Below are 12,789 nucleotides of genomic sequence, written 5' to 3' on the forward strand. Positions count from 1 at the left end.
AGGCACATCGTCTTTTCCAGCGCTTACTCATCGCCGTGGCAGAGCCGGCAATTTTCGACGGGGCCTGTGTGCGATTGTCAGCCAGTATGGGGGTTACCTTCTTTCCCGAGGACGATAACGACGCCGATACGCTGATCAGGCATGCGGATCAAGCCATGTATCAGGCCAAGGAGGCCGGTAAGAACCGGTACGCCATCTTTGATATGGACCAGAGTCTGCGGCATCAGGGGCGGTGGGAGTTCATCAAGTCCATGGAAGCCGGTCTGCGGGAGGCACAGTTCCTGTTGCACTATCAGCCCAGGGTCGACCTGGTCAGCGGCAGAGTGACTGGCGCCGAGGCCCTGCTGCGGTGGCAGCACCCGCAACGGGGCTTGCTCATGCCCGCCAGCTTCTTGGACGATCTGAGCAGCAGCGGGCTGGAACCGCGCATCGGCCGCTGGGTCATTGAGCAGGCACTCTGCCAGATGGCACAGTGGCAGGCACAGGGATTGCGTCTGAGCATCAGCGTCAACATCAGTGCCCATCATCTTCTTGAACCGGGCTTTGCCGGTTGTCTGGAGTCGGCACTGGCGCGCTACCCTCAGTTGCCACGGGAATCACTGGAATGCGAAATTCTGGAGAGCGCTACCTTCAGCGACCTCTACAAGGCCGGCAGCGTCGTTGCCCAATGCAAGAAACTGGGGGTTCGGTTCGCGCTGGATGACTTCGGTACGGGCTACTCCTCGCTGGCCTATTTTCGCACCTTGCCGGTGGATGTGCTCAAGATCGATCGTAGCTTTGTCATGGACATGCTGGAAGACCCCAACGATCTGGATATCGTCGAAAGCATCGTGGGCCTGGCGGCCACCTTCAATAAGGACATCATCGCTGAAGGGGTGGAAAACATGGAACAGGCCGCTTTCCTCATCCGACTGGGATGTCGCCATGTCCAGGGATACGGCATTGCACGTCCCATGCCTCAGGAGGCACTGCCTGCCTGGATTCGAGAATGGACGTACAATCGGCCGGTACTGCCGGTCCATCTTGGCGGGGGTCTGGAAGGGGACCTGAACCTGTCAGTAGCAGTACGCGGCTATCAGCGCTGGTTTGAGAATGTGATGCTCAGAATTCAGGAAGGCAGTCCGCCCCCGGATGATCTGTTCAATACCCGTTTTGTGCGTTGGTATAACGGTAGTGGCTCGGCCCGCTACGGTATGTATGAAGCCTTCTCGGACCTGTGGGGAGCCCATGCCAGGGTGCACGAACTGCTGTTATCTCTAGTGGGTCCGACAAGAGCGGGCGCATGGCCCCAACGGCTGCATGGTCGTCGACCCGAGCTTGAGGCGGCTCGGGATGCCGTGTTGGCGTGTTTTGTCCGGCTGGAGCGCCGCGGTGCTTTGGAGGAGGGCAAGAGTGTCCAGCGGCATCCGACGGATGTAGCGCGCAGATAGCGGGCTTATCTCAAGTGCTTTATCGCTGAGAAGGGCTAAGTTCCAACCGTGCAAGGAGAAACCGGCGCTATCCACAGAAGCTGTGGATAAGTGTGTGGATAGCGTGTCGGAAACCGTTGCCGGAGGCCGCCATCCCGAGGCTTGTCTTAAAATGGTCATGAAATGATCAAATTTATTAAATCAAGTGAAATCATTTGGTTGTTGTCTTTTTCAGGTTTTCAGGAAACAGGAGTTGACAGTTGGGAGCCGGATGGTTTATGAGTTTGCCCGTCTGTGTATAAACCCTTGGGCCGGCTGTTCGAATGCGTTGCAGATCGGCTTTCCAGGCGGGCCTATGGCCACTGTAGGGCCGGACTGCTAACATGGCTCCACCCTCTCCGTTGCTCCTGGAGTCATGCATGATGCGTGTCCTTCGTCCGGTTTTCATCGCCGGCACCCTTCTGATGCTGTCCCACGGCGCCCTGGCGACGGATCTCAACATCCAGCCGGGCGACTGGGAATTCACCAACGTCACCCGCATCCTGGGCGACTCCCCCTTCCCTGAGCACACCACCACCAACCGGCAGTGCATCACGGCGGAAGACGTTGCCAAGGGACCTCAATTCATGGACCTGAGCGAACACTGCGACATGTCCAACCTCCAGGTCACTTCCGGCACCATGCGCTACGACATGCTCTGCCGGGAAAACGGCATGGAAGTTCAGATGACGGCTGACATGACCTTTCAGGGCGATCGCCTGAGCGGGCAGGTCAATGCCGAGCTGGAAGGCCCCATGGGCAGGATGCCCATGCAGACGGACATCACAGCCCGCAGGGTAGGTGACTGCCCCTGAAGTGCGGAGTCAACGGGCCGCCGTGTAGGGTATAAGGGTTTAGGTCCGCCGGACCCGGGGCAGGGAAGCGTCACAGGACCACTTCGATCATGTTGCAGGCCATCATCCTTATCCTGCTGTGCCAGCTTGCCGGCGAAGTGACGGTCTTGTTGCTGGGTCTGCCTTTCCCCGGGCCGGTGCTGGGCATGTTGCTGATGTTCGTCGGTCTGTTGATCCGCGGTGAAACGCCGCCGGCGCTGAAAGCATTCAGTGACAGCCTGCTGCGCTACCTGGCCTTGCTGTTTGTGCCCGCGGGTGTCGGTCTGATGGTGCATTTCGGCCTGGTGGCCCGGGACTGGCTGCCCATTCTGGCGGCGCTGGTGGCCAGCACCGCCTTGGCAATGATGGTAACCATGGTGGTGCTCTCTGCGCTCATTCGGCTGCGGGAGCGTCGCCATGGACGATGAGTTCACCGATATATGGGCCTTTCTCGCCGCCAGCCCTCTGCTCTGGCTCACCATGACCTTGGTAGTCTTTCAGCTCAGCCTCTGGCTCAACCGGCGTCTGGGCGGCAGTATGGTCCTGCATCCCGTCCTGCTGTCCATGGCCCTGCTGATCGGCATCCTGCTCCTGACGGGGACGGACTACGACACCTACTTCGCCGGTGCCCAGTTCATCCACTTCATGCTGGGACCCGCCACGGTGGCGCTGGCCATACCCCTCTATGAAAACCGCCACCAGATCCGGCAACTGTTGATCCCTCTGCTGGTTGCGGGTGTTGTCGGTGCTTTCGTTGCCGCCGGGAGTGCGGTCATGGTGGCTGCCGCTCTCGGGGCGGATCGCGTCACCCTGCTGTCCCTGGCGCCCAAATCGGTGACTTCGCCCATTGCCATGGGGATTGCCGAAAAGCTGGGTGGCTTGCCCTCCCTGACGGCGGCGCTGGTGCTGTTGACGGGGGCCATCGGCTGCATGTTGTCACCCTTGCTCATTCGCCTGCTTCGCATTCAGGATGACCGGGTCAAGGGCTTTGCCCTGGGGCTGTCTGCGCATGGCTTCGGCACCGCTCAGGCGTTTGGTATCAGCGCCACGGCAGGCGCCTTTGCCGGACTGGGGCTGAGCCTGGCAGGTATCCTGACCGCCTTCCTGCTTCCCGGTGTCGCACCCTGGCTACCCGGGCTGATGTGGTCTTGACCCGTCGGGCATGATCGCCGCCCGTCGCCCTGTCTTGCGGATTCGGCGGAATTCGTACCTTTCATGGCTTTGACGGCTATGCAAACGCCTATAATCAGATTCTTACCTGAGCAACAAAATTCGAGACAGCAATGGAAACCACGCCGGCTGCAGAAACCGTGATGGAAGTCTACGTCACCAAATGGGCTCTGACTAAAGGCATTGTCAAGGTCGGCGCCCAGCATACCTCGGAAGATCAGAAAACCGTCTGCTTCCGGCTGTTTTTCGACGATCTGGGCAAAATATTCACACTGCCCGAATATGCCCACGCCGGGGAATGGTTCCACACCCTGGAAGAGGCAAGGGCGCAGGTGGAGAAGATGCGAGCCAAGGAAATAGCCGTGCACAGGCAGGCCATCGACGATCTCAAGGCGAGGGATATTCCCGTGATCAGTGCCAACAAGGGCATGAGGGGCAGGGGAGGAATGGCCAAGATCAGGGAGGAACTGCTCAGCGACTGAAGTTGCCGGATAAGCATCGGCTGCTCTATCAGATATCGGGGCTGATGACAGCAAAAGGGGCGAAGATGATGGCCACCAGGGTGGTAACCGTCACCTACGCCCCCAACGCTCTACTTCAGAGCGGTGAGCCTGCGGGCCTTCTTAGTAGAAGGGTCTCCACATGAACACCAGGAAGTGAGCGGCTGCAGCCAAGACCATGAACACGGTGAAGGTGGTCTTGAACTGCTCGTGGAATTCTTTTGCCTGTTCTTCGGTCAGGCCGGAGATGCTGTTATCCATGATCAAAGTCCTCGGATTACTCGGAAACGGAATAGGTCAGCGGGTTGTAGTTGTCGTTGCTGTAAACGACAGCGTGAACAGCCAGAGCAACCACCAGAACAGCCATCAGGATCGGCATCAGCCAGGTGCCAGGATTGACAACCAGCCACAGCTTCCAATCATCACGGGGGTTGCTGGGACTGCTGGGTCTGTACTCACTCATTGATAACGCCCTCTTGGGTTGGATTACCAAGTCTTACGGAAAGACCAGGCCGCTTGAAGCCGACATGACCACTGACGCGGAAACAGTCAGCCCAAATAAAAACTTAAAAACTGTGCGTTTTCAGGTGCGGCACTCGTCGATCCACAGAGGGTGGGTCATGGGAGTCCGATCCTGAAAGTCTCCTCTGCCTTGCAACTTTCACGGGGTGATCCGGCGAAGGCCTCAACCCCGATCTGAGCATGGTTGTCAGTCTACGTTGACAGCGTGGGATGTCAAGTGGGCAGAATGGAGGCGACGTAAGGAAAGCTACGGATTTTCAAGAATTCTTGAGCAGGGTCAAACAGGCCCAGGGAAAAGGCCGGGGACGGAGTTGACCCAATCCCCGGCAAAAATGCCGCCCCTGAGTGAGAGAGAGAGCGGGGCGTGCATCATACGGAACGCGGGTCTCAACTTTTCATCATTTTATCGATCCAGGTTTTCGTGGCCTCGTGGATTTGCTGATGAATCCGCAAGTGGACGTGTTCTGCCTGCTGATAAGGGTCATCAATGACTTGCTCAGTCCAGTGCCCCAGCAGAAAGATCTTGCCCCGGGCTGTCGGGTACAGGTCCAGCAAATACTGTTGGTGATGTGGCTCCATGACAAGAACAAGGTCCGCCCACCTCAGGTGCTCGATGGAAACCTGTTGCCCCTTGTGGTCATCCAGGCTCAGGCCACGCAGCGCCGCAAGCCTGCGCGTGATTTCCTCGGCGGGGTGCCCCGCCAGGGCACTTGTCCCGGCAGATTGAACCACCAGTTCCCGCCCTGAATCCGATGCCATGGCCTCCAGGCAGGCTTGGGCCAGAGGACTGCGGCAGATATTTCCTGTGCAGATGGTCAGCAAGTGTCGGAACATGCGATATGGATCCGGGAAAGATAAAGGCCTGAGCCGGTGAGCGTTGCGTCCAATCCGTAGTATGAGTGAACAACTTCATGGTTGGGATGAGTGGCCATGTTCACCGGGCTCCGGTCATGCCGGGGGCCGGGATGATGCCGTCGTAGCCGCTCATTTCCACAAAACCCACGCCCTCCAGGATACCGCTGACGCGCACACCGCCTTCCCAGTAGATCATGAATATACTTTCCCGGCCATCGAACTCGCTGTTCTGACGCAGGGGTTCGACCTGTAATCGACCTTCCGGTATCTCGATCTCCCAGGCTGCGGGATAACGCAGGCCTGACTGCGAACTGGTCCATTCCCCAAGGCTGTGAACCCGAATGTCCCCGGAAGAAATCGCTTCCGAATGACCTCTGCGGGAACGGGTGCCCAGGGTCGTCAGCGGGCTGCCGTGCTGATCATAGAGCTCGTAAATCATCAGCTCCGTGCCGTCCTCCAGGTGCAGGGCAAACCAGTTCCAGCCCAGCCTGGTGGCTTCGAAATCCCCCCACTGGTGGTCGAACCAGACCTCCCCGGTCACCGGGGCGGGGATCTCCTGACCCAGCCGGATCTGGCCCCGGGCCTGCATGCGTGGGCGGGAGTAGTAATAGCTGATGCCTGCGTCCCCGAAGTCCAGTAGACCCGGGGTGGCCGAGCTGTGGGCCTTGTGCAGGACTGGCGGCCAGGGGTCGGTCAGGCTCAGGGTCAGTTGGAACTCCTCTTCGTTCATGATGAGCAGATGTTCGTCACCAGACCCGGATACCCGCCAGTCCGCGTAACGGAAATCGAAACCTTCGGTGTTGACCGGGGATGGAATGCCGGCGGTGCGGTGCTGGGCGGTGTGGCGCTGATCATTGTCGTGATCGGTGAACGAGCCATGGAAGACGGTATGCCGCACGATGCCGTCGCGCAGGAAAACGGTGATATGAAAGCTATAATGCTCGCCTTGTTCGCCAAACAGATGGCCGCTGTAATACCACCATTCGGTGGCGCTGACATGGGGGGCTTCATCTCGGGGGAGTACGAGGGGCGGCAGGGCCGAGGTGCGTTCCCGTGCCGACGGCATGGGGGCTTCGTGGTGATGCCGTGCCTGACTATCCGGTCCTGGGACCAGAAGTACCCAGTACAGCAAGATGACCGTGGCGATCAGGGTCAGGGCAATGAAGGGACCGAGGAACCGTCGCCAGAGGGGAGGGCGCTTTCTGGAATGTCTGGAACGCCCGCTGCGTCGGGGTGTGGTTTGACCTTCCTGAGTCATCCGCTTGATTTCCTCTCGGCCGTGGGAGCGGGCCTTCTCAGGTCCGCTCCCACAGGGGCAGGATTACCCACAGAGTCAGAACTCCCGCACGGTCGGGACTGCCTTCGGAGTCAGGAGCTGCTCCCAAAGGCTGGACTGCTCCTACACGCGCCGCCGCCGCATCCCCGCAGCCGCCAGACCGGCCATACCCAGACCAAACAGGGCCAGACTGCCGGGCTCGGGCACGAACTTGATCTCTGCATTGGTTAGTTCGAATCTGCCGGCGATGGTGCCGTTGTATGCGGGAACGAAAGCATCAAAGGGAGGTGAGAGGGCGTCAACAATCGATTCCCTCAAATACGCACCAGCAAGATCAAGCAGGCGCTCAAACCCCATCCAGTCCGCAAATGTCTCGGAAATACCCATGATCACAGAGTCGCCCTCGTAGGTGTACTCAACCGTCACGCCCCCTGAACCCTGTGTGTTGGCCAACTCGGTCCCGATGGTGCTATTGATCGCAGCGATGAATGCATTGCTTGTGAAACCATCATAAACAATATCGAAAGAGCCGGATCCGGTTTGGGTTGACAGTGAACCAAATGACAGCGGAATAATCTCCATGCCGCTCAATTCTGGATCCGGAATCCCGAGCATGCCCTTGAAGATATTCATGAAGCCGGCAGAGATGACCGAAAAGATCGGTGGCGTTAATCCTGGTAGCGTTAATCGAGGTGGTGCATACAAATCTAGCTGTCCCCTGACATATACCCCCTTCAGCTGGGTCTTCGGCAGGGCAACAAAATTCACATCCCCTTCAAGGCTTGTTAGCTCGATACTGAAGCCTGATTCGCCACCCAGCCCCGAAATCGACAAGTTCCCAGCCAAACTATCCGTCACCGGGATCCAGCCCGCGGAAACCGGTGCCGCGACCGCCAGAGCGGTGGTCATGCATGCCGCAGTCAGTAGCTTTTTCATGCGTTCTTCCTTTCCTTGTCCTTGATTCGTGAGTGCAAAGCTCATGTACAGCCGTGCGGTCAGCAAAATTTGTACCATTCCATCATTCATTTTGAAAATAAAGGAATTTTCCCGTCGCTGCTCGATAGGGAAAGACTTTAAAAAAAGTAGGTGTAAAAAAGGTCGACATGTCTTGGGGCGAATCCGTGCCCAATGATGGATTCCCGCGTTCGCGGGAATAACACCGTCACTCCCGCGAAAGCGGGAGTCCAGGGGTTTATCCCGGAGCTGATGGATTCCCACTTTCGCGGGAATGACGACGCAGGAGGGCGACGACTCATCAACCATGCACTGATGCTCGTAAACCTTTGTATAGATAAATACCCACACAAATAATGTCAGAATATTTTACAAATACCAGCGGCCCCACCGATTGACTGTTTTATTATTCAGTCCTCAAAAAATCATAACCTTCTGAAAAGCCAATCATTACTCACAAAATAAAAAAAACGGCCCATCTTTTGCTATGCGATAGCCTCGACTGAAAACTGAACGGACTGCCCAGGTACATCACCTCCCGGCACTTCAGCGGAGGCATACCCCTTGCCCAGGCCAACGACGGCACAACCGGAAACCCGGTGACCCGTGGGCAAGGCGCAGTCCCGACATAGCCTGATGGAACCATCTCAATGCGGAGTGCTTGGATGTGGCTTAGACACTGCCCCGGGCAGGCGGCGACCTCGTGGGGCAAGCCCGGGAATACCCATGGTCGGGGCTGGAAAGCCTGGCTCGCCCTCGTCATCCCGATCGGGCTGATCCTCAGCCTGTCCGCTTGCGCCGTGGCGCCGGGTACCACCGCCAGCGGCATGCGGGATACCTCATCCATCCCCCTGCCGGTTATCCAGGACGACCAACTCACCGCCGCCAACATCAGCGTGCGGCCCATCACCGCCGAGCTGATCATCCAGCAGCTCAACAACGGCATCGGCGCCTTCCCCGGACGCGCCGCCGCCGCCCAGACCCAGGTCATGGGCGCCGCCCTGCCGGATTTCGGCCTGCAACACCAGGACTACCGGCTCGGCCCCGGCGACATCATCAGCGTGATCGTCTGGGACCACCCGGAACTCACCATCCCCGCCGGCTCCTTCCGCTCCGCCGAACAGGCCGGCACCCTGGTGGCCGAGGACGGCACCATCTTCTATCCCTACGTGGGCGTGATCGAAGTGGCCGGCATGACCGTGCGCGAACTGCGCCAGGTCCTCATCCGCCACCTCTCCCGCGTCATCGAACGGGTCCAACTGGACGTGCGCGTGGTCTCCTTTCGCAGCAAGCGCGTCTACGTGGTGGGGGAGGTGGCCTCACCCGGCATCCAGGCCATCGACGACATCCCCATGACCTTGCTGGAGGCCGTCAACCGTGCCGGCGGCTTCAGCGAACAGGCCGACCACGGCAACGTGCTGCTCACCCGCGATGGCGCCACCTATCGGGTCAATGTCCAGGCCCTGTACGAGGACGGCGACATCACCCAGAACCCGCTGCTCCAGCACGGCGACATCGTCAACGTGCTCGACAGCCAGTTCAACAAGATCTTCGTCCTGGGCGAGGTCAGAAACCCCGGCTCCTACGTCATGAACCGTCGCCGCGCCACCCTGGCCGAAGTGCTCAGCGATGCCGGCTTCGTCGACCAGGACCGGTCCGACCCCGGCTGGATCTTCGTCATGCGTGACGAGGAGGGCGGGCAACCCCGGCTCTACCACCTCAACGCCAAATCCCCCGATGCCCTGCTGCTGGCGGAACGCTTCCACCTGCAGCCCCGTGACATCGTCTATGTGGACGTGGCCGACATCGTTCGCTTCAACCGGGTGATCGCCAACATCCAGCCCACCTGGAGCCTGCTGAACACCGTCAGCGGCGTGCGTTATCCCCTGTTCGGGGGGCGTCAGTGATGAACCGTCCCCCACCGCATACCCCCATCAACGAACCACCCCACGTGGGTCATCCGCCCGCCGCGCCGGTGGAAGACGACGGCGACACCATCCACATCGGCGAACTGATCGGCACGGTCCTGCAGTACAAGTGGCTCATCGCGGCCATCACCGCCCTGGCCCTGTGCGGCGGCATCTTCGCCGCCTTCACCGCCACCCCCATCTACCGGTCCGATGCCCTGCTGCAGGTGGAGGAAAAGGGCAAGAGCCTCTCCGCCCTGCAGGATGTGCAGGCCATCATGTCCGACAGCGTCACCGTCAGCGCCGAACTGGAAATCCTGCGCTCGCGCATGATCCTGGGCCGGGTGGTGGACCGCCTGGGGCTGGAAATCTTCGCTCGGCCGGCCTACCCCCCCGTGTTCGGCGATGCCTTCGCCCGACGCCACGGCGGCAGCGAACTGGCCGGAGCCCGCTTCGGAATGGAACGCTACGCCTGGGGCGGCGAGCGCATCCGCATCGAAAGCCTGGAAGTGCCCCCGAGCCGCATCGGCCAGGGCATGACCCTGCTCACCGGCCAGAACGGCATGTACACCCTGCGGGACCGGGACAGCCGCATCCTGGTCACCGGCCGGGTGGGTGAACCCGCCACCGGCAGCGACATCCAGATCTTCGTCTCCGAACTCCATGCCCGCCCCGGCACGGAATTCATCGTCGGCCGTCGCAGCCGGGGCGCCGCCATCGACGCCCTGCGCGGCCAGTTCGAGGTCCGGGAACGGGGCAGGGGGTCCGGCGTGCTGGAACTGGCCCTGCGTGGCCCCGACCGCGCCAGCCTGACCACGGTGCTGGACGAGATCATGAACGCCTACGTGCGCCAGAACGTGGAACACCGTTCCGCCGAAGCGGAAAACACCCTGGTCTTCCTGGAATCCCAGTTGCCCCTGCTCAAGAGCCAGCTCGACGCCGCCGAAGCCGCCTACAACAACTACCGCCAGACCCGCGGCTCCGTGGACCTCACCATGGAAACCCGCAGTGTGCTGGGATCGATCGTCGAGGTGGACAACGACATCATCCGCCTCCAGCAGCAGCGGGAAGAACTGCGCCAGCGCTATACCGCGGAACACCCCCGCATGGTGGCCCTGGATGCCCAGATCCGCCGTCTGAGCACCCGGCGCAATCAGCTCGAAGGCCAGGTCTCCGAACTGCCGGACACCCAGCAGACCGCCCTGCGCCTGCGCCGGGACGTGGAAGTCTCCACCGCCCTCTACACCAGCCTGCTCCACAGCGCCCAGCAACTGCGCGTGGCCCGGGCCGGTACCGTGGGCGATGCCCGCATCATCGATTCCGCCGTGGTCTCCCGTGGCCCGGTGGCCCCCAGCCAGCAGCGGATCCTGCTCATCAGCGTGCTCCTGGGCCTGATGGCCGGTCTGGGCCTGGTTTTCCTGATCCGCGCCCTACGGGTGGTGGTGGAAGACCCGGAAACCATCGAAAAGCACCTGGGCCTGCCCGTGTACGCCACCATTCCCCACAGCAAGGCGGAAGAGGCCATCTCCCGGCAATCCCGTCGCGGCCGCATCTCCGGTGAACTGCTGGCCATCACCCGCCCCACCGACGATGCCGTGGAAAGCCTGCGCAGCCTGCGCACCACCATCCACTTCGCCCTGCTGGACTCCTCCCGTGGCTCGCTGCTCATCACCGGCCCCTCCCAGGGCGTGGGCAAGAGCTTCATTTCCAAGAACCTGGGCGTGGTCCTGGCCCAGTCCGGCAAGACCGTGGTGCTGGTGGATGCCGACCTGCGCAAGGGCCACATGCATCGGGAGTTTTCCATCTCCCGGGAAGGGGGCGTCACCGAATACATCGCCGGCACCATCGAACTGCCGCGCATCATCCGCGCCACGCCCCAGGACGGACTCAAGGTGGTCACCACCGGCCAGATCCCGCCCAACCCTTCGGAACTGCTCATGCACGAGCGGTTCACCAGCCTGCTGGACACCCTTTCGGGCATGTTCGACATCGTCATCGTCGATGCCCCGCCCATCCTGGCCGTGTCCGACGCCGCCATCATCGCCCGCAACCTGGGCGGCGCCACCTTGCTGGTGGCCAGGGCAGGGCGGCATCCGATCCAGGAAATCGAACAGTCGGTCAAGCGCCTGTCCCAGGCCGGGGTGAACGTCAAGGGAGTGATCTTCAACGACCTGGACGTCAACCGCCAGCGCTACCGCTACGGGTATCGCGGCTACGTGTATCGCTACGGCTATCGGTCATGACCTGATCAAGCGCCCCTGTCAGGGATTTATGCAGTCACCTTCGACCCCGCCGTCGGAGTGCCGGAGAACGGACATGCTCCAAGGAGACAGAACGTGCTGGATTTGCTGATCATTGGGGCCGCCGCGCTCTTCTCCGTGGCCGCCATCCGACTGGCCATGGCCTTTTCAGAGGCCTATGGTCTGGTGGACCATCCCGGGGACCACAAGGCCCATAAACGCAGCACCCCCTTCGTTGGGGGCTTCGGCATCCTCAGTGCCTTTGCCCTGGGGGTGGTCATCCTGGACCAGGCCCACCCGGAGCTGCGTTTCCAGTGGTTCCTCATGGCCATGGCGGCGTTCGCCATCTTCATCACCGGCCTCACCGACGACCTCATCCGGCTGGGGTTTCGCCTTCGCCTGCTGGTCCAGACCGGCGCCGCCCTGGTCATGACCCTGGGCGCCGGCGTGATCCTGGTCGACCTGGGGCCGCTCCTGCTCGGCCACCCCCTGCACCTGGCCATGCTGGCCATCCCGTTCACCCTCTTCGCCACCGTGGGCGGCATCAACGCCCTCAACATGATGGACGGCATCGACGGTCTGGCGGGCACCCTGTCCTTCGTCACCATGGCCCTGATCGCCGTGCTCATCGCCCTGGCCGGCGGCTCCCCTTACTACATGCTGGTGCTGTGCCTGCTGGGCGGACTGGCGGGATTTTTGTACTTCAACCTGCGGCATCACGGCCAGCCCTGCGCCCGGGTATTCATGGGCGACAACGGCAGCATGCTGCTGGGCCTGCTGTTTGCCTGGATCCTGGTGGATTTGTCCCAGGGGGAGGGGAGTGTAATCCAGCCGGTGGCGGCCCTGTCTCTGTTCGTCATTCCCCTGCTGGATACCCTGAGCGTGATCCTGCGCCGCCTGTGGCTGGGTCGTTCCCCCTTCACCCCCGACCGCAGCCACCTGCATCACCTGCTGCAGCGGGCCGGGTTCCGGGTGGATCACGCAGTGGCGTTCATCACCCTGCTGCATCTGGTGCTTGCCACCGCCGGTCTGGTGCTGCTCCATGCGGGTGTCCCGGAATGGCTCATGCTGGCAGGCTTCCTGG

General features: G+C 61.1%; 13 protein-coding genes. 8 read left to right on the plus strand and 5 right to left on the minus strand.

What is annotated here, in order from left to right; genetic code table 11:
* The 5 genes from LQ952_RS13510 to LQ952_RS13530 all read left to right on the plus strand — a co-directional run.
* Positions 1-1,430 (plus strand): EAL domain-containing protein (locus LQ952_RS13510; protein ID WP_238623153.1); only part of this gene is annotated, 1,430 nt, incomplete at its 5' end.
* A 398-nt stretch (positions 1,431-1,828) separates the two neighbouring features.
* Positions 1,829-2,263, plus strand: a complete 435-nt coding sequence (locus LQ952_RS13515) for a DUF3617 domain-containing protein (protein ID WP_238623154.1) — start codon at positions 1,829-1,831, stop codon at positions 2,261-2,263.
* An 89-nt stretch (positions 2,264-2,352) separates the two neighbouring features.
* The gene (locus LQ952_RS13520) at positions 2,353-2,709 is read left to right on the plus strand and encodes a CidA/LrgA family protein (RefSeq protein WP_238623155.1); all 357 of its coding nucleotides are present in this window, start codon (positions 2,353-2,355) and stop codon (positions 2,707-2,709) included.
* A complete protein-coding gene (locus tag LQ952_RS13525; RefSeq protein ID WP_238623156.1) occupies positions 2,699-3,433 on the plus strand; it encodes an LrgB family protein in 735 nt (244 codons plus the stop codon). The genes LQ952_RS13520 and LQ952_RS13525 overlap by 11 nt, the downstream gene beginning before the upstream one ends.
* A 131-nt stretch (positions 3,434-3,564) precedes the next feature.
* A complete protein-coding gene (locus LQ952_RS13530; RefSeq protein ID WP_238623157.1) occupies positions 3,565-3,933 on the plus strand; it encodes a hypothetical protein in 369 nt (122 codons plus the stop codon).
* Between the two features lie 141 nt (positions 3,934-4,074).
* Here the strand turns inward: LQ952_RS13530 and pufB are convergent, their stop codons facing one another.
* From pufB to LQ952_RS13555, 5 genes are all read right to left on the minus strand, one after another.
* On the minus strand, positions 4,075-4,212 hold the full coding sequence (pufB, locus tag LQ952_RS13535) for a light-harvesting antenna LH1, beta subunit (RefSeq protein WP_238623158.1): 138 nt from the start codon (positions 4,210-4,212) through the stop codon (positions 4,075-4,077).
* Positions 4,213-4,228: 16 nt separating this feature from the next.
* The gene (gene pufA / locus LQ952_RS13540; RefSeq protein WP_238623159.1) at positions 4,229-4,414 is read right to left on the minus strand and encodes a light-harvesting antenna LH1, alpha subunit; all 186 of its coding nucleotides are present in this window, start codon (positions 4,412-4,414) and stop codon (positions 4,229-4,231) included.
* A gap of 446 nt (positions 4,415-4,860) precedes the next feature.
* Complete coding sequence (locus tag LQ952_RS13545) at positions 4,861-5,307, minus strand: low molecular weight protein-tyrosine-phosphatase (RefSeq protein ID WP_238623160.1); 447 nt, start codon at positions 5,305-5,307, stop codon at positions 4,861-4,863.
* 100 nt (positions 5,308-5,407) lie between these two features.
* The gene (locus LQ952_RS13550) at positions 5,408-6,586 is read right to left on the minus strand and encodes a lipocalin-like domain-containing protein (RefSeq protein ID WP_238623161.1); all 1,179 of its coding nucleotides are present in this window, start codon (positions 6,584-6,586) and stop codon (positions 5,408-5,410) included.
* A 141-nt stretch (positions 6,587-6,727) separates the two neighbouring features.
* A complete protein-coding gene (locus tag LQ952_RS13555) occupies positions 6,728-7,867 on the minus strand; it encodes a PEP-CTERM sorting domain-containing protein (RefSeq protein ID WP_238623162.1) in 1,140 nt (379 codons plus the stop codon).
* A gap of 356 nt (positions 7,868-8,223) precedes the next feature.
* Here LQ952_RS13555 and LQ952_RS13560 point away from each other — a divergent pair, with 356 nt between their 5' ends.
* The 3 genes from LQ952_RS13560 to LQ952_RS13570 all read left to right on the plus strand — a co-directional run.
* Positions 8,224-9,465 (plus strand): polysaccharide biosynthesis/export family protein, encoded by a 1,242-nt coding sequence (locus tag LQ952_RS13560; protein WP_238623163.1) that lies wholly within the window; start codon positions 8,224-8,226, stop codon positions 9,463-9,465.
* On the plus strand, positions 9,465-11,708 hold the full coding sequence (locus LQ952_RS13565) for a polysaccharide biosynthesis tyrosine autokinase (protein ID WP_238623164.1): 2,244 nt from the start codon (positions 9,465-9,467) through the stop codon (positions 11,706-11,708). Before LQ952_RS13560 ends, LQ952_RS13565 begins: the two co-directional genes overlap by 1 nt.
* A 93-nt stretch (positions 11,709-11,801) precedes the next feature.
* On the plus strand, positions 11,802-12,789 hold a 988-nt coding region (locus LQ952_RS13570; protein ID WP_238623165.1), incomplete at its 3' end, for an MraY family glycosyltransferase.

It is taken from the genome of Ectothiorhodospira lacustris, from assembly GCF_022227785.1.
Taxonomy (GTDB): domain Bacteria; phylum Pseudomonadota; class Gammaproteobacteria; order Ectothiorhodospirales; family Ectothiorhodospiraceae; genus Ectothiorhodospira; species Ectothiorhodospira lacustris.